This window comes from Geodermatophilus sp. SYSU D01105, from assembly GCF_054050095.1.
Genome location: NZ_JBJGYR010000003.1, coordinates 261325 through 286472, shown reverse-complemented (window position 1 = coordinate 286472; position 25148 = coordinate 261325). Strand labels below are relative to the sequence as shown.

At 76.1% G+C, this 25148-nt stretch carries 22 protein-coding genes and 2 pseudogenes; 17 read left to right on the top strand and 7 right to left on the bottom strand.

All coding sequences use genetic code 11. The annotated features are described in order from the left end of the window. Positions 1-168: 168 nt before the first annotated feature. Positions 169-525, bottom strand: coding sequence for a Rieske (2Fe-2S) protein (locus ACI79I_RS04405; protein ID WP_456991053.1), 357 nt, complete (start codon positions 523-525; stop codon positions 169-171). A gap of 111 nt (positions 526-636) precedes the next feature. On the opposite strand from ACI79I_RS04405, the gene ACI79I_RS04400 reads away from it, so the two are divergent. The 3 genes from ACI79I_RS04400 (at position 637) to ACI79I_RS04390 (ending at position 5654) form a co-directional block, all read left to right on the top strand. Then, a complete protein-coding gene (locus tag ACI79I_RS04400) occupies positions 637-2649 on the top strand; it encodes a TPM domain-containing protein (RefSeq protein WP_456991052.1) in 2013 nt (670 codons plus the stop codon). Positions 2650-2755: 106 nt separating this feature from the next. Then, positions 2756-4810: a TPM domain-containing protein gene (locus ACI79I_RS04395; protein WP_456991051.1), complete on the top strand. Its 2055-nt coding sequence runs from the start codon at positions 2756-2758 to the stop codon at positions 4808-4810. A gap of 76 nt (positions 4811-4886) precedes the next feature. Continuing rightward, positions 4887-5654 carry a VOC family protein gene (locus ACI79I_RS04390; RefSeq protein WP_456991050.1) on the top strand — a complete coding sequence of 256 codons (768 nt, stop codon included), beginning with the start codon at positions 4887-4889 and terminating at the stop codon, positions 5652-5654. A 151-nt stretch (positions 5655-5805) separates the two neighbouring features. Here ACI79I_RS04390 and ACI79I_RS04385 read toward each other — a convergent pair whose 3' ends face one another. Next, a complete protein-coding gene (locus ACI79I_RS04385) occupies positions 5806-6240 on the bottom strand; it encodes a PPOX class F420-dependent oxidoreductase (protein ID WP_456991049.1) in 435 nt (144 codons plus the stop codon). Here ACI79I_RS04385 and ACI79I_RS04380 point away from each other — a divergent pair. Both ACI79I_RS04380 and ACI79I_RS04375 read left to right on the top strand, forming a co-directional pair. Beyond that, positions 6170-6646: pseudogene (locus ACI79I_RS04380) on the top strand (NAD-dependent epimerase/dehydratase family protein); the annotation flags it as partial. The gene ACI79I_RS04385 and the pseudogene ACI79I_RS04380 sit on opposite strands and share 71 nt — an antisense overlap. A gap of 103 nt (positions 6647-6749) precedes the next feature. Beyond that, a complete protein-coding gene (locus ACI79I_RS04375; RefSeq protein WP_456991059.1) occupies positions 6750-7403 on the top strand; it encodes a hypothetical protein in 654 nt (217 codons plus the stop codon). A gap of 3 nt (positions 7404-7406) precedes the next feature. Here ACI79I_RS04375 and ACI79I_RS04370 read toward each other — a convergent pair whose 3' ends face one another. The 3 genes from ACI79I_RS04370 to ACI79I_RS04360 all read right to left on the bottom strand — a co-directional run bounded on the left by ACI79I_RS04370 (position 7407) and on the right by ACI79I_RS04360 (position 10421). Next, the gene (locus ACI79I_RS04370) at positions 7407-8375 is read right to left on the bottom strand and encodes a pirin family protein (RefSeq protein WP_456991048.1); all 969 of its coding nucleotides are present in this window, start codon (positions 8373-8375) and stop codon (positions 7407-7409) included. A gap of 49 nt (positions 8376-8424) precedes the next feature. Then, positions 8425-9336 carry a DUF5996 family protein gene (locus ACI79I_RS04365; protein WP_456991047.1) on the bottom strand — a complete coding sequence of 304 codons (912 nt, stop codon included), beginning with the start codon at positions 9334-9336 and terminating at the stop codon, positions 8425-8427. A gap of 95 nt (positions 9337-9431) precedes the next feature. After that, the gene (locus ACI79I_RS04360) at positions 9432-10421 is read right to left on the bottom strand and encodes a pirin family protein (protein ID WP_456991046.1); all 990 of its coding nucleotides are present in this window, start codon (positions 10419-10421) and stop codon (positions 9432-9434) included. Between the two features lie 114 nt (positions 10422-10535). Between ACI79I_RS04360 and ACI79I_RS04355 the strand changes: the two genes are divergently transcribed. From ACI79I_RS04355 to ACI79I_RS04345, 3 genes and pseudogenes are all read left to right on the top strand, one after another. Beyond that, on the top strand, positions 10536-11630 hold the full coding sequence (locus ACI79I_RS04355; RefSeq protein WP_456991045.1) for a methylenetetrahydrofolate reductase C-terminal domain-containing protein: 1095 nt from the start codon (positions 10536-10538) through the stop codon (positions 11628-11630). Further along, the gene (locus tag ACI79I_RS04350; RefSeq protein ID WP_456991044.1) at positions 11627-12391 is read left to right on the top strand and encodes a class I SAM-dependent methyltransferase; all 765 of its coding nucleotides are present in this window, start codon (positions 11627-11629) and stop codon (positions 12389-12391) included. The genes ACI79I_RS04355 and ACI79I_RS04350 overlap by 4 nt, the downstream gene beginning before the upstream one ends. Before the next feature lie 114 nt (positions 12392-12505). Further along, positions 12506-12798, top strand: a pseudogene (locus ACI79I_RS04345) (circularly permuted type 2 ATP-grasp protein); the annotation flags it as partial. Positions 12799-12867: 69 nt separating this feature from the next. Here ACI79I_RS04345 and ACI79I_RS04340 read toward each other — a convergent pair. Beyond that, a complete protein-coding gene (locus ACI79I_RS04340) occupies positions 12868-13641 on the bottom strand; it encodes a hypothetical protein (protein WP_456991043.1) in 774 nt (257 codons plus the stop codon). Between the two features lie 196 nt (positions 13642-13837). Between ACI79I_RS04340 and ACI79I_RS04335 the strand changes: the two genes are divergently transcribed. Beyond that, positions 13838-15652, top strand: a complete 1815-nt coding sequence (locus ACI79I_RS04335) for an ABC-F family ATP-binding cassette domain-containing protein (protein WP_456991042.1) — start codon at positions 13838-13840, stop codon at positions 15650-15652. A gap of 282 nt (positions 15653-15934) precedes the next feature. On the opposite strand, the gene ACI79I_RS04330 is transcribed toward ACI79I_RS04335, so the two are convergent. Continuing rightward, positions 15935-16636, bottom strand: coding sequence for a hypothetical protein (locus ACI79I_RS04330; RefSeq protein ID WP_456991041.1), 702 nt, complete (start codon positions 16634-16636; stop codon positions 15935-15937). A 186-nt stretch (positions 16637-16822) separates the two neighbouring features. Between ACI79I_RS04330 and ACI79I_RS04325 the strand changes: the two genes are divergently transcribed. The 8 genes from ACI79I_RS04325 to mnhG all read left to right on the top strand — a co-directional run bounded on the left by ACI79I_RS04325 (position 16823) and on the right by mnhG (position 25145). Then, entirely contained in the window at positions 16823-18016 is a 1194-nt protein-coding gene (locus tag ACI79I_RS04325; RefSeq protein ID WP_456991040.1) for a sensor histidine kinase, read from the top strand. After that, a complete protein-coding gene (locus tag ACI79I_RS04320) occupies positions 18013-18672 on the top strand; it encodes a response regulator (protein ID WP_456991039.1) in 660 nt (219 codons plus the stop codon). Before ACI79I_RS04325 ends, ACI79I_RS04320 begins: the two co-directional genes overlap by 4 nt. A gap of 73 nt (positions 18673-18745) precedes the next feature. After that, a complete protein-coding gene (locus tag ACI79I_RS04315) occupies positions 18746-21622 on the top strand; it encodes a Na+/H+ antiporter subunit A (protein WP_456991038.1) in 2877 nt (958 codons plus the stop codon). Then, complete coding sequence (locus ACI79I_RS04310) at positions 21619-22107, top strand: Na(+)/H(+) antiporter subunit C (RefSeq protein ID WP_456991037.1); 489 nt, start codon at positions 21619-21621, stop codon at positions 22105-22107. Before ACI79I_RS04315 ends, ACI79I_RS04310 begins: the two co-directional genes overlap by 4 nt. Beyond that, positions 22104-23846 (top strand): Na+/H+ antiporter subunit D, encoded by a 1743-nt coding sequence (locus ACI79I_RS04305; RefSeq protein ID WP_456991036.1) that lies wholly within the window; start codon positions 22104-22106, stop codon positions 23844-23846. The genes ACI79I_RS04310 and ACI79I_RS04305 overlap by 4 nt, the downstream gene beginning before the upstream one ends. Further along, entirely contained in the window at positions 23843-24427 is a 585-nt protein-coding gene (locus tag ACI79I_RS04300) for a Na+/H+ antiporter subunit E (RefSeq protein ID WP_456991035.1), read from the top strand. The genes ACI79I_RS04305 and ACI79I_RS04300 overlap by 4 nt, the downstream gene beginning before the upstream one ends. Then, positions 24424-24750, top strand: a complete 327-nt coding sequence (locus ACI79I_RS04295) for a monovalent cation/H+ antiporter complex subunit F (RefSeq protein ID WP_456991034.1) — start codon at positions 24424-24426, stop codon at positions 24748-24750. The genes ACI79I_RS04300 and ACI79I_RS04295 overlap by 4 nt, the downstream gene beginning before the upstream one ends. Then, entirely contained in the window at positions 24747-25145 is a 399-nt protein-coding gene (gene mnhG / locus ACI79I_RS04290) for a monovalent cation/H(+) antiporter subunit G (protein ID WP_456991033.1), read from the top strand. Before ACI79I_RS04295 ends, mnhG begins: the two co-directional genes overlap by 4 nt. Positions 25146-25148: the final 3 nt, after the last annotated feature.

Genomic DNA, 25148 nt, shown 5'->3' with positions numbered 1-25148 from the left:
AGGCCGACAGCCGCAAGGGCGCCGACCAGGGCAAGGCGCTGCTCAAGGCCCGGCTGGGCAGCTGAACCGGACAGGGGGGGGGGGGGGGGGGGGGGCGGGGGCCCGCCCCCCCCCCGGGGGGCGGCGGCGGGGGGGGCCGCGCCGCCCCCCCCCCCCCCCCCCCTCCGCTCACTCCAGGACGACGTCGTCGCCGCGGCGCAGCGCCTTCCGCACGCGCAGCCGCAGCACCCGGCTGTAGGCCCGGACGACCTGCGTGTAGCCCGGTGTGGGGCCGTGGTAGCCGAGGAACCCGCGCGGGCCGGCCACCATCTCCCCGGTCCGGACGTCGTAGCGGCTCTGGTGCCAGGGGCAGACCAGGCACCCGTCGGCGTCCACGGACCCCTTCGACAGGTCGGCGAGCTGGTGCCGGCAGCGGCGGGAGACGGCGAAGTACTCCTCGCCGCTGTTGCCCACGGCCCAGTCGCCGACGCGGCGCACGGTCCGGGGCGGCAGGTCGGCGGCGGGGATGCGGTCGGGCTCGCTCACGGGGTCCTCCACGGTCTCGGGTGGGGGGCTGGTACCCCGCGCGCCGTCCCCGGACCCCTGCGCCGCCGATAGGGTCGCGGAGCTCGCCATCGTCGTCCCCAGGAGGTGCCCGTGCGGCGGCTCGTCGTCGTCCTGGGGGTGCTGACGCTGCTGCTGCTCGCCGGCGGGCCCGCCCTCGCCGTCCCGCCGTTCCGGCTCGCCCAGCCGGTCGTCGACCAGGTCGGCGCGCTGGCCGGGGAGAAGTCGCGGGTCGAGGAGGCGCTCGACCGGCTGCGCGCCGAGGACGGCACCCAGCTGTGGGTCGCGGTCGTCGACTCCTTCGACGGCGCGTCCGGTCAGTCGTGGGCCGACGACGCCGCGACGGCCTCGCAGCTGGGGAGCTCCGACGTGCTCTTCGCCCTCGCCGTCGAGGACCGCGCGTACGGCCTCTCGGTGGACGAGGGCTTCCGGCTGTCCGGCGACGAGCTGGACCGGCTGCTGGTCGGCGACGTCGAGCCCGAGCTCTCCGACGGGGACTGGGCCGGCGCGGTGGTGGCGCTGGCCGACGGCCTGGGCGGCGGCTCCGGAGGAGGCCTGTCGACGGGGCTGCTCGTCGCCGGCGGGGTGGTCGTCGTGGGCGGCGGGGCGCTGCTGGTGGCCCGCTCCCGCCGTCAGCGGCGGACGGCGGCACCGGCCCCCGGCCCGGCGGACCCGCACGCCGGCGTGCCCACCGAGCAGCTGCAGTTCCGGGCCAGCAGCGCGCTGCTGGAGCTCGACGAGCAGGTGCAGGCCTCGCAGCTCGACCTCGACTTCGCCCGCAGCCAGTACGGCCCCGAGGCGGTGGCCGGCTTCGACGAGGCCCTGGCGCAGTCCCGGGCGGAGCTGGCGCGCGCCTTCGCGCTGCGCCAGCAGCTCGACGACGAGGTCCCCGAGGACGAGCCGGCGAAGCGGCGCGTGCTGGCGGAGATCCTGACGCTGGTCGAGGCGGCCGACGCCCGGCTGGACGCCCAGTCCGAGGCCTTCGCCCGGTTGCGCGACCTCGAGCGCACCGCGCCGCAGGTCCTCGACGCGCTCGAGCCGCGGATCGCCGAGCTGCGCGGCCGGCTGCCGGGGGAGGAGCAGCGGCTGCGGGACCTGCAGCAGCGGTACGCCGCGACCGCGCTCGCCCCCGTGGCGGACAACGTGCCCCAGGCGCAGGCCCGGCTGGCGGCCGCCGCCGCCGAGGTCGCCGAGGCCCGCGCGGACCTGGCCGCCGGGCAGCCGGGTGCCGCGGTGAGCGACGTCCGCGCCGCCGAGGACGCCGTCGCGCAGGCCCGCACCCTGCTCGACGCGATCGGCCGGCTGGCCGCCGACCTCGACGCCGCTGCCGGACGGGTGGCGGCGGCCCGCACCGAGACCGAGGCGGACCTCGCCGAGGCCCGGGCCCTGGTCGGGGCCGGGGACCGCACCGGCCTGCAGCCGCAGGTCGCCCGCGCGGAGGCAGCGCTCGCCGCGGCAGGGACGGCCCTCGCGCCGCCGGACGGCCGGCCCGACCCGCTGGCGGCGCTGCGCCGGCTCGAGGAGGCCGACGTCGCCCTGGAGGAGGCGCTGCGGGCGGCGCGGGACGCGCAGGCGCAGGCCCGGCGGGCCGCGGCCGCCCTCGACCAGGCCCTGCTCGCGGCGCGCTCGGGCATCACCGCGGCCGGGGACTTCATCAGCACCCGCCGCGGCGCGGTGGGCCCGGAGGCGCGCACCCGGCTGGCCGAGGCGCAGCGGCACCTCGACGCCGCCGTCGCCTCGGGGCAGAGCGACCCGGTCGCCGCGCTCCGCGAGGCGCAGCAGGCGGGGGCGCTGGCCCAGCAGGCGCTCACCGCAGCGCAGGGCGACGTCTCCGCGTGGGGGTCCGGAGGCGGCGGTCTCGGCGGGTACGCACCCGGCGGCTTCGCGGGCGGACGGGCCGGCGGCGGCGTGGACCTGGGCAGCCTCGTGCTCGGCGGCATCCTCTTCGGCGGGGGCGGCGGGTCCCGCGGGGGCGGGTCGTTCGGCGGCTACCGCAGCAGCGGCTTCGGCGGCGGCGGACGCCGCTCCGGGGGCGGGACGCGCCGGTCCAGCGGTGGCGGACGGCGGTCCGGTGGCGGCCGGCGCGGGGGCGGCGGGCGCTTCTGACCCGGGTGCTCCCCGCGGCGCCGGTCGGCCGGGAACTGTGGATGACCGCCGTCCGTGCCTACAGTCCGGACGTCCTGACGGACGCCCCAGTACACCGGAGGTCCACGTGCGCCGCCTGACGATCGTCATGGCTCTCCTCACCGCGCTGCTGCTGGCCGGGTCACCGGCGCTGGCCGCGCCGCCGTCCGGGCTCGCCCAGCAGGTCAGCGACTCCGCGGGGGTCCTCGGCGGGGACGCCGACGCCGTCCGCAGCGCGGTGGAGGACCTCGAGCGGGAGACCGGCACCCGGCTGTTCGCGGTGTTCGTGGACAGCTTCGACGGGGTGGACCGGTCGACGTGGGCCCGGGAGACCGCGCAGCGGTCCGGCCTCGGCGCCGACGACGTGCTGCTGGCCGTGGCCGTCGACGACCGCCTCTACGGAGTGCACGCCGGCGACTCCATCGACGCCTCGGAGCTGCAGGCGGTCGTGGACGACGAGGTGCGCCCGCGGCTGTCCCAGGGCGACTGGGCCGGTGCGGTGACCGCGCTCGCCGACGGGTTGGCCGGCGGGGGCGCGGCCGGCACGTCGTCGGGCTCCTCGGGCGGCTCCGGCGGTTCGGGTGCGGTCACGCTGGCCGTCGTCCTCGGCCTGCTGCTCCTGGGCGGCGGGCTCTACCTCTTCTCGCGGCGCGGACGGCGGGCCGGGCGGCGGGCGCTGGCGGCGGCGCCGGAGCCGGTGCGGCTGCAGCAGCGCGACCCGCACGCCGGGGTGCCCACCGAGCAGCTCAACTACCGGGGGAGCACCGCGCTGCTGGAGCTCGACGAGCAGGTGCGCAGCGCGCAGGTCGACCTCGACTACGCCCGCTCGCACTTCGGCGAGGAGGCGGTGCCGGGGCTGGTCGAGGCCCTGGACCGGTCGCGGGCCGAGCTCGCCCGGGCGTTCACCATCCGGCAGGAGCTCGACGACGAGATCCCCGAGGACGAGCCGACCCAGCGCCGCATGCTGACCGAGCTGCTCTCCCTCACCGACGCCGCCCGGCAGCGGCTGCGCGACCAGGCCGCGGCTCTCGACGAGCTGCGCGAGCGCGAGCGCACCGCCGGCCCGGCCGCCGAGGAGCTCACGCGGCGCATCGAGCAGCTGCAGCAGCGGCTGCCCGACGAGGAGCGACGGCTGGCCGACCTGCAGGGGCGCTACGCCGCGTCGGCCGTGGCGCCGGTCGCCGAGAACGTCGCCGAGGCCGGCGTGCGGCTGGCCGCGGCGACCCGGGAGGTGGAGCTGGCCCGCCAGGACCAGGCCGAGGGGCAGGCGGGGCGCTCGGTGGGACGGCTGCGCGGCGCGGAGAACGCCGTCGGGCAGAGCGCCACGCTGCTCGACGCCATCGCCCGGCTGGGCGGCGACCTCGCCGCGGCCGAGCAGCGCGTGCCGGCGGCGCGGGCCGACATCGAGGAGGACCTCGCCGAGGCCCGCGCGCTGCTGGCGGCCGGCGGCTCCGGCGACCTGCGCCCGCAGGTCGCCCGCGCCGAGGCGGCGCTGTCCGCCGCCGAGGAGGCGCTCTCCCGGCGGGACGGCGCGCTGCCCGACCCGCTGGCCGCGCTGCGCCGGCTGGAGGAGGCCGACATCGCCCTCGAGCAGGCCCTGCAGACCGCGCGCGACGACCGGACCCGTGCCCGCCGCGCCGCCGAGGCACTGGAGCAGACGCTGCTGACCGCCCGCTCGGCGGTGGCCGCGGCCGGGGACTTCATCGGCACCCGCCGGGGCGCGGTGGGGCCGACGGCGCGCACCCGGCTCGCGGAGGCCGAGCGGTACCTGGCCTCCGCGGAGCGCCAGGGCGGCTCGGACCCCGCGTCGGCGCTGCGGTCGGCGCAGACCGCCGACCGGCTCGCCCAGCACGCCCTGGCCGAGGCCGAGGCCGACGTCCAGCGGTGGTCCCAGCAGACCGGCTATGCCGGCTACGGGGGCTACGGCAACACCTGGGGCGGCGGCTACGGCGGGGGCTGGGGAGGCGGCGGCTACCGGCGCGGCGGGGGGATCAGCCCGCTCGGGGCGGGGCTGGGCGGCCTGCTGCTCGGCGGCCTGATCTTCGGTGACCACGACGGTGGCGACGTCGGCGGCGGGGACTGGGCCGCCGGGGACTTCGGCGGCAGCGACTTCGGCGGGGACTTCGGCGGCGGGGAGTTCTGACCCGACCGCTCGCCGGGGCCTGGGAACTGTCGGACCCGGGTGGAACTGTGTCCTCCCCCACGGACGAGGAGGACACATGCCCACTCGGAACACCCCCTGGCCGCCCGGTACGCCCTGCTGGGTGGACTACGGCGCCTCGGACATGGACGCCGCCAAGGACTTCTACGGTCGCCTGCTCGGCTGGGAGTTCGAGGGCGGCGACCCGGAGTACGGCGGCTACCTGAACGCGACACGGAACGGGGAGCCGGCGGCGGGCATGGGCCCGCTGATGAACCCCGGCGACTCGCCCGGCTGGACGACGTACTTCGCCACCGACGACTCCGCGGCCACGGTCGCCCGCATCCGCGAGGCCGGCGGCACCGTGGTCGTCGAGCCGATGGAGGTCGGGCCGATGGGCACGATGACCATCGCGGTCGACCCGCAGGGCAACGGCTTCGGGCTGTGGCAGTCCGGAACGCACACCGGCTACCGCATCTACAACGAGCCCGGGTCCCTGGTGTGGAACGAGGCGGCGGTCGACGACCCGGCGGCGGCGCGGGAGTTCTACGGGAAGGTCTTCGGCTTCACCTTCGACCCGGTCCCCATGGACGACGAGATGGACTACACGACCTTCGCCACCGGCGGGAACCCGCTGGGCGGGCTGGGCGGTTCCCAGCCGGGCTCACCGAAGGGCTGGACGGTGTGCTTCTCCGTCGCCTCCACCGACGAGGCCGTCGCCACCGTCGAGGCCGCCGGCGGCAAGGTGGTCATGGCGCCCACGGACACCGAGTTCGGCCGCTTCGCCGTGGTCGAGGACTCCTGGGGTGCGCCCTTCTCGGTGATGCAGGCCCCGGCCGAGAGCTGAACGAGACCACCGGGCGGCGCGTCGGGGGCGCGCCGCCCGGTGGTCAGCCCGCTGCGGCTCCCGCCGCGAGCACGCGAGTGACGGCCGGCAGGGCGGCCCGCTGCGGCCCCCGTCGCGAACCCGTGAGCGATGGGGACAGCGGCATCCTGCCTCAGCCGCGCAGCTGACCGTAGGTGTGCTCGGGCCGGAACCGGACGACCAGCCGGCGGTCGCTGACCATGGCCGCGCGGTACTCGTCCCAGTCCTCGTGCTCGCCGGAGATGCCGCGGTAGTAGGCGACCAGCTCCTCGACCGTGGCGTCGTGCGGATCGGCGGCGACCGGGGTGAGCTCCGCGGTCCCCTCCACGGCGGCCCAGCTCCAGAAGTCCTGCGAGGAGACGTGCAGCGTGACCCGCGGGTCGGCCCGCAGGTTGCGGGTCTTGGCCCGGTCGTCGGTGACCGACACCCGGAACAGCCGCGCCTCGGGGTCGTAGGCGTAGCCGACGTTGGACAGCTGGGGCCGGCCGTCGCGCCTGATGGTGGCGAGCACGCCCCATCGGTGCTCGGCGACGAAGTCCAACAGGCGGGGGTCCACGGTCGCAGCCATGCCGGCAGCAACGCCGCCCCGGCGCGGGTTGTGCCCGGCACCACGACGGCGCCCTGGTGTGGGATCGCGGCCCGAGGGGGAGTGCAGGGTCATGAGCGACGAGGAGCCGACGGGCAGCGTGCTGGTGACCGGGGCGGGCGGCGTCATCGGCGCGCACGCGGCCGCGGAGTACAGCCGGCGGCCGGGGTGGCGGGTCCGCGGCGTCAGCCGGCGCACCCCACGGAAGGCGACGTGGGAGCACCTGCCGGTCGACCTCGCCGACGCCTCGTCGGCGCGGGCGGGTCTCGACGGTCTGGGAGACGTCACCCACCTGGTCTTCGGCGCCTACGCCGAGCGGCCCACGGCGCGGGAGCTGTCCGAGGTCAACGTCGCGCTGCTGCGCAACACCCTCGACGGGCTGGCGGCCGCCGGTGCCCCGCTCGAGCACGTGACCCTCTACCAGGGCGGCAAGGCCTACGGCGCGCACATGGGGGTTCTTCAACACGCCGGCCAGGGAGCGGGACCCGCGGATCATCCAGCCGAACTTCTACTACGACCAGGAGGACCTGCTCCGCGAGGTCGCCGCCGAGCGGGGCCACCGGCTCACCGTCTTCCGGCCGGAAGGCGTCATCGGCTACGCCGTCGGCAACCCGATGAACCTGCTGATGGTCATCGCCGTCTACGCCGCGATCACCCGTGAGCTCGGCCAGCCGCTGCGGTTCCCTGGCAGCCTGGCCGCCTACGACGCCCTCTACCAGGTGACCGACGCCGAGCTGCTCGCCCGGGCCACGGTGTGGGCCGGCGGCGAGCCGGCCGCCGACGGCGAGGTCTACAACGTCACCAACGGCGACCAGCTGCGCTGGCGGCACGTGTTCCCGGTCGTCGCCCGCCACTTCGGCATGGGGTACGCCGAGCCGCAGCCGGTCCCGCTCGCCGAGGCGATGGCCGACCGGCGGGACGTCTGGGAGCGGCTGGCCGCCCGGCACGACCTGGTGCCCACCCCGTACGAGGACCTCGTCCGGTGGGAGTTCGGCGAGTTCATCTTCCGGTCCGGCTTCGACAACGTCAGCTCGACGATCAAGCTGCGGCGGGCCGGGTTCGCCGACTGCCTGGACACCGAGGACCGCTTCCTCGAGTTGTTCGACCGGCTCGCCGTGGACCGGGTCATCCCGCCGCTGCGGTAGGACTCAGCGTTCCCGACCGCGCGCCTTGAGCGGCACCGGCGGCAGCGGTGGGGCCGCCAGCCGGTCGCCGTCGTACCCGACGACCGCGCCGAACCGCTCGTCCTCGTCGTTCCACCGCTGCGCGTACTCGGCGATCTCCTCGCCAGACCGGCCGACGAAGTTCCACCACATGACGATGCGCTCCTCGAACGGCTCACCGCCGAGCAGCAGCAGCCGGGCCGCCTCGGTCGTCCGCAGCCGGACCGTCCGCCGCCCGGTGCCGAGATAGAGCATCGCCCCGTGCCCCAGGGGCGCGCCCTCCACGTCGACGGACCCGGAGTTGGCCAGCACCGCGTACTCGAAGTCCGGCTCCAGCGGCAGCTCGACGTCCGCCCCGGCGGTGAGGTCCAGGTCGGCGCCGACCAGCGGGGTGTAGGCCGTGCCGGGCGACGTGGCCCCGCCGAGGGACCCCATGAGCACGGTCGCGGTCAGCCCGTCGGAGGTGAAGCCCGGCAGCGTCACCTGGTGGTCGAAGGCCGGCGCGACCTCGCGGTGCGCGTCGGGCAGCGCCACCCACAACTGCGCGCCGTGCAGGAACCTCGGGTGCACCGCGGGGGACTGCTCGGAGTGGGCGATCCCGTGGCCGGCGGTCATCAGGGCCAGCTCGCGCGGCCGGATGAGGGCATCGCTGCCGAGCGAGTCGCGGTGGTGGACCTCGCCCTCGAGCAGCCACGAGACGGTCTGCAGCCCGGTGTGCGGGTGCGGCGCCACCTGCATGCCGGGCGAGGAGGTGATGTCGTCGGGCCCGTAGTGGTCGACGAACGCCCACGCGCCGACCAGCCGCCGGCCGATCGTGGGCAGCAGCCGGCGGACGCGGCTGCTCTCCCCGAGCTGCACCTCCTTGCCGGGCAGCAGGTCCAGCACCGGGCCGGCGGGGGTGCCCTCGAGCCCGCCCAGCTCGCGGGCGGGCGGGCGACGGTCGAGGTTGCTCATGGCACGGGCCTCCGGACTGCGGGTCGGGTCGGTTGCGAGGTCGGCGGGGTCACGAGGGTCCCGGCGCGGTCGGGCAGCGCAGGGCGTCGAGGTCCCAGCCGGCCCGGCGGGCACCGGCGAGGTAGGCGCTCTCCAGGAACTCCAGGACGACGGCCCGCGGGTCGGTCGCGGTCCGCACGTCCTCGTAGGGCAGCAGCGCCAGGTGCGCGCCGCGGCTGTCGATCCACCGCGCCGCGGCCGGCCGCAGCGGCTCCTCGACCAGCCCCGCCGGCTCCGGCGCGGTGTAGGAGTAGAAGGCCGGGTCGGTCACCTGGTCGTCGCCGAACCAGAAGCCGGCGCTGATCACCTCGTGCGAGTAGGCCTCGCGGGTGACCGGGTCGACGCCTGCCGGCTGCTCCACCCGCCGGTCGGAGAACCGGGTGACGGCGATGTCGAAGGTGTGCCAGAAGTGGTGCACCGGACTGGTCTTGGCGTAGCTGCGGCCGGCGAACTCCTCGAGCACCTGCGCGACCTGGCCCAGCACCACCCAGTAGCGGGTCACCCGGTCGCGGTCGTAGGCGGCGTGGTGCTCGTCCTCGGCGAACGGGGTGCGGTCGGCGAGGTCGAAGGGCACCGGGAGCTCGACGGTGGCGGGCAGGCCGAGCCCCGACAGGGTGCCGAGCAGCTGCCGGTAGAACGCCGCCACGCTGAGCCCGGGCAGCGGGAACGACGCCCGGCGTCCGTCGGCGACGGCCACCTCCAGCCGGTGGTCGACCAGGTCCAGGTCGATGGCGAAGACCGGGTCGAAGCCCATCGGCCGCGTGGTGAGGCCCCGGCCGGTGAGGTGGAACGGGATGTGCCACCAGTGGTTGCGCCGCGGGGCGTTGGCCAGCCGCAGCTTGCCGACGATCTGCAGGAACCGGTGCACGGTCTCCTTGGTGTCGGCCCACTCGGCCAGCGGCAGGGGCGGGAAGACGGACACGACGGGGCTCCTCCCTCGCGGTACCCGGTGCGGTCAGCATGCAGCCCGCGGCGGCGGCACGGTAGCCGCCGCCGCGGACGGCGTCCGGGCGGTCGTCACGGGGCGGTCTCGCCCCGCACCCCGGCGTGGGGCACTCGCTGCGCGGGGATCGTGCCGAGCCGCCCGGCCTGGAAGTCGGCGAACGCGTCGACGACCTCCTGGCGGGTGTTCATGACGAAGGGCCCGTACATGGCGATCGGCTCGCGGAGGGGCAGCCCCCCGAGGACGACGACGTCGAGTGCCGGCGTCCGCGACTCCTGGTGCACGGCGCCGTTGAGGGTCACCGTGTCGCCGGGGCCGAGGACGGCGAGCTGGCCGGTGCGCACCGGCGCGCCGTCGATGCCGACCGACCCCGCGCCGGACAGCACGTAGACCAGGGCGTTGAAGTCCGGGCGCCACGGCAGGTCGAGGGTCGCGCCCGGCGCGATCGTCGCGTGCACCATCGCCATGGGCGTGTACGTGGAGCCGGGGCCCCGGTGCCCACCGACGTCCCCGGCGATGACCCGCAGGAGGGCGCCGGCGTCCGGGCTGGCCAGCAGCACCGACTCGTGGGCCCGCAGGTCCTGGTACCGCGGCTCCACCCACTTCTGCGCGCGGGGCAGGTTAACCCACAGCTGCAGGCCGTGGAACAGCCCGCCGCTGACCACCAGGTGCTCCGGCGGGCGCTCGATGTGCAGGACGCCGCCGCCGGCGGTCATCCACTGGGTGTCGCCGTTGCTGATCGTGCCCCCGCCGCCGTGGGAGTCGGCGTGCTCGAAGGTGCCGTCGATGATGTAGGTGACGGTCTCGAACCCGCGGTGCGGGTGCCAGGAGGTGCCCTTCGGCTCACCGGGCGCGTACTCCACCTCGCCCATCTGGTCCATGTGGAGGAACGGGTCCAGGTCGCGCAGGTCGACCCCGGCGAACGCCCGGCGCACCGGGAAGCCCTCGCCCTCGAAGCCCGACGGCGCGGTCGTCACCGAGCGGACCCGGCGGCGCACCGTCCCCGGTGCGGGCAGGGGGACGCGGGGGAGGGTGGTGGTGTCCTCGACGGTCACGGCGGGCATGCCGGCCTCCTTGGTTGAGGGCTCAACTAGTGGCGACTGTAGCGCCGGGCACGGCGGTTGTCTTCCCGCGCCCCGCGGCGTTTGGACGGCGACGGCCGCGGTCAGCCTGCGGGCGTGGACGACGACGCCCGCCGGCCCGGGTGCCCGAAGCGGATGGTCTTCGGCCCGTGCGGCGGCGTCCGGGACGACGAGCGCTGCGAGGTCGCCGAGCACCGCTGCGTGTTCCTCGACGAGCCGGCGCCCCCGTGGGACGCCCCGCGCCCGGATCCGGCGCCGCCCCCGCTCGGCAGTCTGCTCGACTCCGCGCGCAGCCGGCCGGTGGTGCTCACCGACCTCACCGTCCCGCCCTACGACCCGCTGGCGCTGCGCCGCGTGGTCGGCGTGCTCGCGCCGGTCTCCGACGGCCTGCTGGCCGGGGAGCACGCCAACCGCCCCGACCTGCCACCCACGCTGTTCGCGGCGGAGGTGCGCGACGCCGGCGGCCGGCCGTGGACGACACTGGCGTGCCGGGACCGCAACCGCGTGGTGCTCGAGCAGGAACTGGCCGGGCTCGCCGCGGTCGGCGTCGACGCGGTCCTCTGCGTGACCGGCGACGCCCGCGGCCCCGGCGTCCGGCCGGGCGTCACCCAGGTCTTCGACCTCGACGGCCCGCGGCTGGCGGCGCTGGCGGCCGCGGCCGGGCTGCCGGTCGCCGTGCCCGAGTCCCCGGCCGCGCCGCCGGTCTCCGGCCGGCCCGCGCGGGTGGCGGCCAAGGAGCGGGCCGGCGCCCAGGTGTGCGTGCTCAACCACGTCCGCGCCCCGGCCGAGGTGTCGGCGTTCGTCGCCGCCGCCCGGGCCGCCGGCGCGACCCTGCCGTTCGTCGCCGCGGTCGCCGTCTACACCGACGAGCGCTCGGCGCGCGTGCTGCAGCGCTTCCCCGGCCTGCACGTGGACGACGACGCCGTCGAGGCCGTGCTCGCCGCCCCGGACCCGCGCGCGGCCGGCATCGCCGCCGCGGTCGAGGAGGCTCGGGCGCTGCTGGCCGTCCCCGGGGTCGTCGGCGTCAACCTCTCCGGCCTGGCGTCGGCGGCCGGCGAGGACGACGGTGCGCGGGTCAAGGCCGAGGTGGCCGAGCGGATCAGGGAGGCAGTGTGCGAGCTCGCCAGCGCACCGGAGGCGGAGCAGCGTCCGCTCACCGGCCCGGCGAGCGCCAGCGAGGAGGTCCGGTGAGCGAGCTCGAGAGCGCGGCGATGGAGTCGGAGTTCGGCACCGTCGCCGGCTGGACCGAGGAGGCGGTGCGCACCCTCGGAGATGAGTACGCGGTCCCCGCCGGGTGCCGCGGCAGTGGCAGCGAGGGGGCGCTGCGCTGGCTGGCCGACCGGCTCGCGCTGGCCGACGGCAGCCGCGTGCTCGACGACGGCGCCGGGGTGGGCGGGCCCGCGGGCTGGCTGGCCGCCGAGCGGGGGGTGCGGCCGGTCTGCGCCGAGCCGATGGCGGCCGCCGCCGGGGCCGCCGCCCGGCTGTTCGGGCTGCCGTCGGTGGCCGCGGTGGCCCAGGCCCTGCCGTTCCGCGACACCGCCTTCGACGCCGCCTGGTGCCTGGGCGTGCTCTGCACGACGTCGGACAAGGCCGGTGCGCTGGCGGAGCTGCGCCGGGTGCTGCGCCCGGGCGGCCGGTTGGGGCTGCTGGTCTTCGTCGCCGACCGCCCGCTGCCGCCACCGCTGCCGGAGGGCAACGAGTTCCCGGCGGCCGACGAACTGCCCGGACTGCTCGACGCTGCCGGGCTGCGGCTGCTGGAGACCGCGGACGCCGACCTCGGCGACAGCCCGCCGGAGTGGTCCGAGCGCGCCGACGCCGTGGACGCCGAGGTCGCCCGCAGGCACGGGGAGGACCCGCGGTGGCGGGAGGCGCAGGAGCAGTCCCGCCGGGTCGGCCGGCTGCTGTCGGAGGGGGCGCTGCGACCCTGGCTGGGGGTCGCGGAGGCGACCTGACCCGTGCGAGATCTGCACACTGGTCACGATCAGGCCGCGGACGAACGCCACTGTGCAGATCTCGCCGGGTAGCGGCGTGACACGGTCCGCGGGCCACGTCGTCGAAACGCGCAGGGGGACTCCCGCGTCCTCGAGGACGACCTGCGCTCGCCGTCCGGGGTCAGCTACGTCATCACCAACCGGGCGGCGATGAGCCAGGTGCTGCCCGAGCTGTTCGCCGACCACCGGGTCCAGATGGTCGCCGACTACCCGATCCGCCTGCTGGCGGCCCTCGAGGCCGCCGCGCCGCCCACGTGTCCGACCCGACGGTCGTCGTCCTCACCCCGGGCGTCTACAACTCCGCGTACTCCGAGCACGCGCTGCTGGCCCGCCAGATGGGCGTGGAGCTGGTGGAGGGCCGCGACCTGGTCTGCGCGGCAACCAGGTCAGCACGTTCTCCGGGCCGGCCAGCGAGGAGCACACCGTCACCGTCGAGGTCACCCGCCTGGCCTGGAGCAGGCCCCGTCCTCCCACGCGGCGGGCAGGCGCTCGGTGCGCCGGGTCAGCCGCGGTGCCCAGTGCGCGGGAGCGGCGTCCAGCCAGGCGGCGCCGGCGTCGGTGAGCCGGCCGTCGGAGCGCAGCGGCGCCCAGCCGCGCAGCACGCGCAGCGCCTCGGACACGGTGACCAGCACCCGCCCGACGCCGCGCCGGCGCACCTCGGGGGCGACGACGACGGTGTCGACGACGCCGGAGCGGGTCCACCAGCGGACCTCGCCGACCCGATCGCCCGTGCGCACGCCCCGGGCGGCGGCCCGGTGCGGGTCGACCAGCGAGCCCGGGCGGAACTCGGGGCCGGAGAAGGCGAGCAGGGAGACCGAGGGGACCCCGCTGGCGGTGTGGTGGACCTCGGTGAACCACAGCGGCGGGCACCGGTCGGTGAGGGTCTGGGCCGGCTCGACCCGCACGACGGCGCCGTCGTCGACCCGGTAGCGCAGGTCGACCAGCCAGCCGGCCGGCCGCCGTCCCCGGGACTGGAGCGTGGTGAGGTCCACCGGCGTCCCGTCGGGGAAGCGCTCGGAGGCCACCGCGACCAGCGAGTGCTCGACCGACGCCGGCCCCCGCTCGGCCAGCCGCGCCCACCAGACCGACGCCGAGGCGGTCGCCGTGTCGCGGGACGCCCGGCGGACGGCGACGAGTGTCGCCCGGGCCGCCTGCTGCGCACCGCGGACCGGGTGCGCGGTCCCTCCGGCGAGAACAACCGCCGCGGTCATCGTCTACCTCCTGGGAGTGCTGCGGGATCGATCGGCCCGACCCTCGGACGGGCGGCTTGGGCGGCCCTTGCGGGCCACTTGTGGCGCGCTGGCCGGGCACGAGCGAGCCTGTTCCGGGCGGCGTCCCGCGAGCCAGGGGCCGCTGTCCCGGGGCGGTCGGGAACCGCGCCCGGGACGGGCGGATACTGGGGATCCCATGAGCGCACCCGTCAACCTGGTCAACCTCGAGCGGGTGCAGAAGGCGCACGGCACGACCGTGCTGCTCGACGACGTCTCGCTCGGCATCGCCGCCGGCGAGCGGATCGGCGTGGTCGGCCGCAACGGCAGCGGCAAGTCCACGCTGCTCGGCGTCCTGACCGGCCGGGAGGACCCCGACACCGGCCGGGTCACCCGCCGAGCCGACCTCGCCCTCGGCGTCCTCGACCAGTCCGGGACCCTGCCGCCGGGCGCCACGGTGCGCGACGTCGTCCTGCCGGCGGACCTGTTCGCCGCCGAGCACGAGTGGGCCGCCGACCCGGCAGTGCGCAGCGTGCTGACCGGGCTGGAGCTCGACCGGCTGGGCCTGGACTCGCCGGTGGCGCCGATGTCCGGCGGCGAGCGCCGGCGGGTGGCGCTGGCCGCCCAGCTGATCCGGCCCCTGGACCTGCTGGTCCTCGACGAGCCGACCAACCACCTCGACGTCGAGGGTGTGGCGTGGCTGGCCGAATACGTGAAGAACCGGGTCGGCGCGCTGGTCGTCGTCACCCACGACCGGTGGTTCCTCGACGAGGTCTGCACCCGGACCTGGGAGGTCGCCGACGGCAAGGTGCACGCCTACGACGGCGGGTACGCGGCGTACACGCTGGCGCGGGCCGAGCGGGCGCGGATCGCGGCGGTCACCGAGGAGCGGCGGCTCAACCTGGTGCGCAAGGAGCTCGCCTGGCTGCGCCGCGGCCCGCCCGCGCGGACGAGCAAGCCACGCTTCCGGATCGAGGCGGCCCAGGCGCTCATCGAGGACGTGCCGCCGCCGCGCGACTCGATGGCGCTGAAGGGCTTCGCCGCCCGCCGGCTCGGCAAGACCGTCTACGACGTCGAGGACGTCGACTACGCCGTCCCCTCCGACGACGGTCCCCGGCCGCTCTTCACCGACCTGACCTGGCACGTCGGTCCGGGCGACCGGATCGGCGTCGTCGGCGTCAACGGCGCGGGCAAGACCTCGCTGCTGCGGCTGCTGGTCGGGGAGACCGAGCCCGACCGTGGCCGGGTGGTGCGCGGCAAGACGGTCGCGCCGGCCTACCTCTCCCAGCACGTCACCGAGCTCGACGGCCGGCTGCGCGTGCTCGAGGCGGTGCAGGAGGTCGCCCGGATCGCGCGGATCGGCGACCAGGAGATCTCCGCGTCCTCGCTGGCCGAGCGGTTCGGGTTCGCGGCGTCCCGGCAGTGGACGCCGGTGGGCGACCTCTCCGGCGGGGAGCGGCGGCGGCTGCAGCTGCTGCGGCTGCTCATGGGGGAGCCGAACGTGCTGCTGCTCGACGAGCCCACCAACGACCTCGACATCGACACGCTCACCGCGCTCGAGGACCTGCTCGATGGTTTCGCCGGCACCGTGCTCGTGGTCAGCCACGACCGGTACTTCGTCGACCGGGTGTGCGACTCGGTCGTCGCGCTCATGGGCGACGGCTCGCTGGCCGCCCTGCCCGGCGGGGTGGAGGAGTACCTGGCCCGCCGGGCGGCCGGGGAGGCGCAGCTGCCCTCTGCCGGTGGCCGGACGGTGGAGCCCGCACCCGACGTCGACACCGCGCCGGCCCGCTCGGCCGGTGAGGTGCGGGCGGCCCGGAAGGAGGCCGCCCGCCTCGAGCGGCGGCTGGAGAAGCTCACCGCCGAGGAGGAGCGGCTGCACGGCGAGCTCGCCGCCGCCGCCACCGACCACGCGCGGGTGCTGGAGCTCGACGAGCGGCTGCGGGCGGTGCTCGCCGAGAAGGAGCAGGTCGAGACCGACTGGCTGGAGGCCGCGGAGGTCGCCGAGGGCTGACCCCGGGCGGCAGGAGCCCGCCGCGAGGCTGACGCCGGGCGTCGGGAGCCACCGACCCACGGCCGGGTCCTCGTCCGCGCACGCTCGTGCTCTGCGTACCGCTGGCAGGCAGAGCATGAGCGTGCCGGGGACCCACCACGCCGGCGAGGACCCCGTGCTCTGCGTACCGCTGGCAGGCAGAGCACGAGCGTGCCGGGGACCCACGACGCCCGCGAGGACCCCGTGCTCTGCGTACCGCTGGCAGGCAGAGCACGAGGTCCTCCGGGGAGTGGTGGTGCGGGGTCAGGCGGCGGCGTGCTCGGCGCGGCGGCGGGCGATCATCCGCAGGCCGACGACGACCGCCGGGACCGCCCCCACCAGCGCGAAGCCGGCGTACAGCAGCGGGGTGAACGTCAGCGCCGCCGACAGGACCAGGCAGACCACGGCCGGGACCAGCAGCCACCAGCTGATGACACCGGCCCGCGCCAGACCCGCGTAACCGACGAGCGGGCCGAGCAGGCCCAGCAGCGTCACGGTGCCGACGACGCCCACCGCCGCCGAGCCCTGCACCGACTCGAACAGCGCCAGCGCGGTGTCGGCGGGCAGCTCGCGGCCGATGCCCCCGGTCCAGAAGTCGTACAGGACCATGCCGGTCACCGTGACCAGGCCGATCGCCGACAGGAGGGCGCCGACGATCGTCGGCACGCGCCCACGGCGGCCGCGGACCAGCGCGGGGGCCGCCAGCCAGGCCAGGCCCGACGCCATGTTCCCGTAGTGCAGCAGCAGGGCCGACAGTGCCGTCTGCCCCTCGTCGCGGGCCAGCGCGGTGATGTAGTCGGCGTCGGCCATCGAGGCCTGCGGCGGGGAGGTGGCCATGCCGGCCACGTAGAGCAGCGAGCCCGCGACCAGGGCGCCGCCCGCGATGGTGAGCATGAGCGAGCCGGCGCTGCGGTCGGAGGTCTCGGGGGTCGTGGGGGAGGGGGCCGTGCGGACGTCGGTGGTCATCGTTCCTCGTCGGGTCGGGTGCACCGCCTCGGTGCGGTGTCGACGAGAAAGCTAGGAACCCGGCCCTGACCTGCGCGTCCGTCGCGGCGCACCGACCCGCCTCCGCCCTACGGCGGACCCCGACACGACGGCGTTCGGCCGTGCGGGGGATCCCCGGGGCGCCGACGGGCCCCTAGCGTGCTCGGCATGCCCCGCTGGCCGGTCGACCCGCGCACGCGCCGTCTCTTCTGGCCGGCCGTGGGCGCCCTGCTCGGCGCGCTGTCGGTCTTCGAGTGGTTCGTCGAGGGCTTCGACCGCAGCCAGTCCGCGCTGGCCGCGCCGGGCATCCTCGTCGGCGCGCTGCTCGCCGTCTGCCCGCGGTGGCCGGTGGCCACCCCGGTCCTGGGGGCCCTCAGCGTCCTGCTGAACCTCCTGGGCGGCGCGCCCGGCCCGGGCGGCTCCCAGCTGGTCGGCATGGGCCTGCTGGTCGGCCACGCGGTCGCCGTCCTCCCGTCCCGCGTGGCCGCCCGGGTGGCCGGAGCCGCGATCGTCCTGGCGACCGCGTTCGGGTCGGTCTTCGCGCCCAACCCCTGGGAGTCGGTCTTCTACGTGCTGGTGCTCGGTGCCGCCGCGGTCGTGGGCGCGCTGGTCGCGCAGTCCCGGCGGCGCGCCGAGGAGCTGCAGGTCCTCGCTGCCCGGCTGGCCGAGCAGCAGGAGACGGTCGCCGCGGCGGCCACGACCGCCGAGCGCGCCCGCATCGCCCGCGAGGTGCACGACTCGGTCGCCCATGCGGTGAGCGTGATGGTGCTGCAGATGGGCGGGCTGCGGCGGCTGCTGCCCGACCACCCCGAGGCCCAGGAGGTCCTGCGCGGCCTGGAGAAGCTCGGCCGCGACTCGGTCGACGAGATGCGCCGCGTCGTGGGCATCCTGCGCGAGGGGGCGGGTGGGGAGGGTGCTGCCGAACCGGCCCCGCTGCCCTCGCTGTCCCGGCTCGACGCGGTCCTCGACGAGCTGCGCACCGGTGGCATGCCGATCGAGCTCGTGGTCACCGGCGACCCGGTGGAGCTGCCCCAGCTGGTCGACGTCTCGGCCGTCCGGGTGGTGCAGGAGGCGCTGTCCAACGTCGTCCGGCACGCCGGGGCCGCCGCCACCCGGGTGACCGTCGACCACGTGGCCGACCGGGTCACGGTGACCGTGACCGACGACGGCCGGGCGCGGGTGACGACGCCACCGCCGGTCCCGGGCACCGGCGGCCACGGGCAGCTGCACATGCGCGAGCGGGTCTCCGTGGTCGGCGGCCGGCTCGAGGTCGGCCCGGTCCGCGGCGGCGGCTACCGGGTGCGCGCGTCCTTCCCGCTCCCCGCTGCCGAGCGGCCAGCGCCCGCGGAGGTGGGTGCGTGACGATCCGGGTGGTGCTGGTCGACGACCAGGCGATGGTGCGCACCGGGCTGCGCATGGTGCTCGCCGCCGAGCCCGACATCGAGGTGGTCGGCGAGGCGGCCGACGGCGCGGCCGGGGTGCGCGTGGTCACCGACACCCGTCCGGACGTCGTCCTGCTGGACGTGCGCATGCCGGGGATGGACGGGCTGGAGGCCGCCCGCCGGATCGTCGCCGCGGAGCTGCCCACGCGGATCGTCGTGCTCACCACCTTCGACGAGGACGAGTACGTGGCCGCCGCGCTGCGGGCCGGCGTCAGCGGTTTCCTGCTCAAGGTGGCCCCGCCCGAGGACCTCGTCGCCGCCGTCCGGACCGTCGCCGCGGGGCACGGGTTGCTCGACCCGGCCGTGACACTGCGGGTCATCGAGTCCTTCGCGACGGCGCCGGCACCGGACCCGGTGCGGGCCGGGGAGCTGGCCCAGCTGACCGACCGGGAGACCGACGTCCTCGCCCTGGTGGCCGAAGGGCTGTCCAACGCCGAGATCGCCGCGCGGCTGTACCTCGGCGAGGCCACGGTCAAGACCCACGTGAGCCGGGTGCTGCTCAAGCTGGGTCTCCGGGACAGGGTGCAGGCGGTCGCGTTCGCCTACGAGAGCGGCCTGGTCACGCCCGGCCGGTAAGCTGGTCTCACCGCCGGCCGTCGACGACCGACGTCAGTGGTCCCCGAGCCGCCCTCCGACTCCCGGGAGACCCGTGATCGCACTGCTCCTCCTCCATCTGCTGGCTGCGCTGCTGGCGCCCGTCCTCGTGCGGTGGTGGGGGAGGCAGGCCTTCGGCGTCCTCGCCCTCGTGCCGGCAGCCGGCTTCATCTGGACCCTGGTGCAGCTGCGGGCGGTCGTGGCCGGTGACGAGGTCCGCGAGACCGTGCCGTGGATCCCGGCCCTGGACCTCGAGATCGCCCTGCGGCTCGACGCCCTCGCGCTGGCCTTCGCCGCGCTGGTGACCGGGGTGGGAGCGCTGGTCCTGCTCTACTGCGCCCGGTACTTCGGCCCCGACGACGAGGGCACCGGCCGGTTCGCCGGGTGCCTCACCGCCTTCGCGGGCTCCATGCTGGGCCTGGTCCTCGCCGACGACCTGCTGCTGCTCTACGTCTTCTGGGAGCTCACCACCGTCTTCTCGTTCCTGCTGATCGGCGGCTCGGGACGGCGGCTGGCCGCGCGGCGGGCGGCCTCGCAGGCGCTGATCCTGACCACCGCCGGCGGGCTGGCCATGCTGGTGGGGCTGATCCTCGTCGGGCAGGCCAGCGGCTCGTTCCTGCTCTCGGAGGTCGTCGCGGCCCCGGGCAGCGGCCCGGCGATGGTCGCGGGGACGGCGCTGGTGCTCGCCGGTGCCGTCACCAAGTCCGCGATGGTCCCGTTCCACTTCTGGCTGCCCGCGGCCATGGAGGCGCCCACGCCGGTCAGCGCCTACCTGCACGCCGCGGCGATGGTGAAGGCCGGGATCTACCTGGTCGCCCGGCTGGCGCCCGGCTTCGCCGACGTCCCGGGGTGGCGGCCGGTCGTGCTCGGCCTGGGCGTGGCCACGATGCTGGTCGGCGGCTACCGGGCGCTGCGGCAGTCCGACCTCAAGCTGCTGCTGGCCTTCGGCACGGTCAGCCAGCTCGGCTTCCTCATGACGTTGGTGGGCGGGGGCAGCCGCGAGCTGGCCGCCGCCGGCCTGGTCATGACCATGGCGCACGCGCTGTTCAAGTCCACCCTGTTCCTCACCGTCGGCGTGGTCGACCACGCCACCGGGACCCGCGACCTGCGCGAGCTGTCGGGGCTGGGTCGGCGGCTGCCGGTGCTGGCCGGCATCGGCGGGCTGGCCGGGGCGTCGATGGCCGGGCTCCCGCCGCTGCTCGGGTTCGTCGGCAAGGAGGCGGCGTTCACCGCCCTGTGGGACGTCGGCCTGCCCGACCGGATCGCCGCGGTCGTCGTCCTCACCGGCCTGGTCCTCGGCTCGGTCCTCACCGTCGCGTACACGGCCCGCTTCCTGTGGGGCGCCTTCGCCCGGAAGCCGGGTGTCGCGGACACCGAGCCCGCACACCCGCCCGGCCCGCTGTTCCTCGCCGCGCCGGTGGTCCTGGCCCTGACCGGGCTGGTCGCGGGGCCGGCCAGCCCGCTGCTCGAGCCGCTGGTGGCGGGGTACGCCGACACCCTCCCGCTGCTGGGACCGGAGGTCGAGCACCTGGCGCTCTGGCACGGCTGGCAGCCGGCCCTGGCGCTGTCGGCGCTCACGCTGGTCGGTGGCCTCGCGCTGTTCGCCGTGCGCACGAGGGTGCACCGGGTGCAGCGGACCCTGGCCGTGGGGGCGTCGGCCGACGAGGGCTACTGGAACGTCATCCAGGGGCTGGACCGGCTGTCGGTGCTGGTCACCGGCACCACCCAGCGCGGCTCGCTGCCGGCCTACCTGGGCACCATCCTCGTCGCGGTGCTGGCCCTCCCGGGCACGATCCTGCTCACCCGCGCGCCGTGGCCGGGGGAGTGGCGGGCCTGGGACACGCCGGTGCAGGCGATGGTCGGCGTCGTCGTGGTCACCGCCGCGGTGCTCGCGCTGCGCATCCGGCAGCGGCTGTCGGCGGTGCTGGTCGTCGGGGTGACCGGCTACGGGGTCGGCGTCCTCTTCGCCCTGCAGGGCGCCCCGGACCTGGCGCTCACCCAGTTCCTCGTCGAGACGCTCACCCTCGTCGTCTTCGTCCTCGTGCTGCGCACGCTGCCCAAGGACATCACCGAGCGGCACCGCCCGCGGGAGCGCGCCGTCCGCGGGGTGATCGCGGTCGCGGTCGGGGCGTTCATGGCGGTGGTGGGTGCGGTCGCCCTGGCCGCGCGCACCGCGACGCCGGTGTCGGTGGACTACCCGGCACAGGCCTACGACTTCGGCGGCGGCAAGAACGTCGTCAACGTGACCCTCGTCGACATCCGCGCCTGGGACACCCTCGGCGAGATCTCCCTGCTGGTCGTCGCCGCCACCGGCGTGGCCAGCCTGGTCTTCCTGCGCGGCCGCACCGGTGGGGTCGAGCGGCTGGACAGCGGGGAGCTGGCGCGGCGCCGTCCCGCCGGTGGGCGGGCTCCGCGCAACCGCTGGCTGGCGGCGACCGCGGCCCTCGACCCGGCCCGCCGCTCGGTGGTGCTCGAGGTGATCACCCGGATCCTGTTCCACACGATCACGGTGTTCTCGGTCTACCTGCTCTTCTCCGGCCACAACGAGCCCGGCGGGGGCTTCGCCGGCGGGCTGGTCGCGGGCCTGGCCCTCGTGCTGCGCTACCTGGCAGGAGGGCGCTACGAGCTGGGCGAGGCCGCGCCGGTGGCCCCGGGTCTGCTGCTGGGGACCGGCCTGCTCTTCGCCGGGACCACCGGGGTCGCCGGGCTGCTGCTGGGTGCCGAGGTCCTGCAGACGGCGATCCTCGAGACCGACCTGCCGGTGCTCGGTCACGTGAAGCTCGTGACCTCGCTGTTCTTCGACACCGGCGTCTACCTGATCGTCGTCGGGCTGGTCCTCGACGTGCTGCGCAGCCTGGGCGCGGAGCTGGACCGCCAGGAGGACGAGGACGACCCGATCGAGCTCAACCCCGGAGAGGTGGTGGTCCGATGACCCCGACGATCGTGCTGCCGGTGGTGATCGGCGGCCTCTACGCCGCCGGGGTGTACCTGCTGCTCGACCGCAGCCTCACCCGCGTGCTGCTGGGCTTCCTGCTGCTCGGCAACGCCACGAACCTGCTGCTGCTGTCCGCGGGCGGCCCGGCGGGGCTGGCGCCGATCCTGGGCTACTCCGAGGCCGAGGACATGAACGACCCGCTCCCGCAGGCGCTGATCCTCACCGCGATCGTCATCACCTTCGGCGTCGCGGCGTTCGTGCTGGCGATGATCCACCGGTCCTGGCGGCTGGTGCACCAGGAGGTCGTGGGCACCGACGAGGAGGACCGCCGGGTCGCAGCGCGCTCGGGCACCGACGCCGACGAGCTCGACCCCGACGACCTGGCCCCCGAGGACCGCATCGCCGGGCACGCGGACAGCCTGCACGAGGACGCCGACGCGCTGCCCGCCGACGACGTCGACCTGCCGGCGGGGGCGCGGTGATCCGCGTCCTGGCCCCGCTGCCGGTCCTGCTGCCGCTGCTGGGGGCGGCCGTCGCCCTGCTGGTGTCCGGTCACCCGCGGTTCCAGCGGCTGGTCAGCCTCGCCGTCCTCACCACGGTGCTCGCCGTCTCGGTGACCCTGCTGGTCGTCGCGGACGCCGAGGGCGCCACCTCGGTCGCCGTCGGGGGCTGGCCGGTCCCGCTGGGCATCGTGCTCGTCGTCGACCGGCTCTCGGCCCTGATGCTCGTCGTCGCCTCCGCCGTCGCCCTCGGCGTGCTCGTCTTCGCCGTCGGCCAGGGCACCGCCGACGGCGCGGAGGAGACGCCGCTGTCGATCTTCCACCCGACGTTCCTCGTGCTGGTCGCGGGCGTGAGCAACGCCTTCCTCGCCGGCGACCTGTTCAACCTCTACGTCGGGTTCGAGATCCTGCTCATGGCGTCGTACGTGCTGCTGACCCTCGGCGGCACCGCGCCCCGGATCCGCGGCGGCATCACCTACGTCATCGTCAGCCTGACCAGCTCGCTGGTGTTCCTGGCCGCGATCGGGCTGGTCTACGCGGCCACCGGCACCGTCAACATGGCCGATCTCGCGGTACGGCTGGGCGACCTGCCGGAGGGCACCCAGGTGCTGCTGCAGTCGATGCTGCTCATCGCCTTCGGCATCAAGGCCGCGGTGTTCCCGCTGTCGGCCTGGCTCCCCGACAGCTACCCGACCGCCCCCGCACCGGTCACCGCGGTCTTCGCCGGGCTGCTCACCAAGGTCGGCGTCTACGCGATCATCCGCACGCAGACCCTGCTGTTCCCCCAGGGGGCCCTCGACGACCTGCTCATGTGGGCGGCCCTGGCCACCATGCTCATCGGCATCCTCGGCGCGGTCGCCCAGACCGACCTGCGGCGGCTGCTGTCGTTCACCCTGGTCAGCCACATCGGGTACATGGTGTTCGGCATCGCCCTGGGGACGGCGGCCGGCCTGGCCGGCGCGGTGTTCTACGTGGCCCACCACATCGCCATCCAGACGACGCTGTTCCTCGTCGCCGGGCTGGTCGAGCGCCAGGGCGGGACGACGTCGGTGAACCAGCTCGGCGGCCTGGCCCGGCGCTCGCCGCTGCTGGCGGTGCTGTTCTTCGTGCCCGCCATGAACCTCGCCGGGATCCCGCCGCTGTCGGGCTTCGTCGGCAAGCTCGGGCTGCTCGAGGCCGGTGTGGCCGACGGCAGCGCGCTCGCGCTGACCCTCGTCGCCGGCGGGGTGGTCACCAGCCTGCTGACCCTGCTCGCCATCGCCCGGGTGTGGACCCGCGCGTTCTGGCGGCCGCCCACGCAGGCGCCCGCCGACGACACCGCGGCCGCGGCCGCCGCCGACGCCGGTGCCGACCTCGTCCCGACGACCCCCGACGGCGCGCCGGGACCAGCGGCGTCCGACGGCGGCCGGGCGGCGTCCGCCAGCGGGGACGGCCGTCCCCGCACGGCGCTCGAGGACGCGTGGCGGCGGCACACCCGGGTGGCGACGGCGGCCGAGCCCGACATGCCGCCGCCGGCGGCCGCCACCCGGGCCCTGCGGCCGTTGCCGGCCACGATGGTGGCGGCGACCGCGGCCCTGGTCGCGGTCACCGTGTCGCTGACCGGCCTGGCCGGGCCGCTGTACGGGATCGCGCAGCGCGCCGCCGACGACCTGCTCGAGCGCACGCCCTACACCTCGTCGGTCTTCGACCCGGCGACCTCCGGACAGGGGGAGCAGCCGTGACGGTCGAGCCCGCGGTCACCCGGCTGCGGCACCAGATCCCGCTGCTGGTCTGGCTGGTGCTGGTCTGGATCCTGCTGTGGGGCACCTGGTCCTGGGGGAACGTCGTCTCCGGGGTGGTCGTCGCGCTCGTCGTGACGGTGCTGCTGCCGCTGCCGCACGTGGTCGGCGGCACGCGGGTGCGCCCGCTGGCGGCGCTGCGGTTCCTCGCCCGCTTCGTCGTCGACCTGGTGGTGTCCGCCGCGCAGGTCGCCTGGCTGACCGTGCGCCCCGGCGGCGCCGGCATGTCGGCGATCGTGCAGGTGCAGCTGCGCACCGACTCCGACCTGCTCCTGACGATGGTCGCCGAGACGGTGTCCCTCGTGCCGGGGTCGCTGGTCCTCGACCTGGACCGGGAGGAGAGGCTGATCACCGTGCACATCCTCGGCGTGCCCGACCTCGAGGCGGTGGCGCGCGAGAAGGCCAGCGTGCTGGCCACCGAGGACCGGCTGGTCCGGGCGTTCGGCTCGGCGGCCGAGGTCGCCGTCCTCGACGCCGCACCCGACCAGCCCGAACGCCGTCCGGCCGGGAGGAGGACGCCGTGATCGTCGGCTACCTGCTCTACGGCCTGATCGGCGCCGGCGCGGTGCTGACGCTGGTCCGGCTGGCCCGCGGGCCGTCGCTGCTCGACCGCGTGGTGGCCACCGACACCCTGCTGGTGATCATCTCGGCGGGCCTGGCGGTCCACGCCGCGCTGGAGCGGAACGCGAGCGTCGTCCCGGTGCTCGTGGTGGTGTCGCTGCTCGCGTTCGTCGGCACCGTGTCGGTCGCCCGCTACGTGGGCGGGATGCTCGTGCGCGCCAGGACCGACGACGGCCGCGACCTCGGCCTGCCGGTCGCGGCGGAGGAGCGGGAGGCCTCGTCGTGAGCTCGCTCGTCGACGTCGTGGCGATGGCCTGCCTGGTCTCCGGGGCGTTCCTCTGCCTGACGGCGGGGCTGGGCCTGCTGCGCTTCCCCGACGTGCTCTCCCGGATGCACGCCGGCACGAAACCCCAGGTCCTGGGCGTGCTCCTGGTGATGGTCGGCGCGGCGATCCGGCTCTCGGGCTGGTCGGCGACGTGGATGCTGCTCCTGGTCGCGGCCTTCCAGCTGCTCACCGCGCCGGTGAGCGCGCACATGATCAGCCGGGTGGCCTACCGGCGGCGGCACGTGCGCCGCGACCTCCTGCTGGTCGACGAGCTCGGCGCCGCCGGCCACCAGGACCCGGTGTACCGCGGCGACGAGCCCGGCGACGCCCCGCCCGAGTCCGTCCCCGGCCGGTAGGCC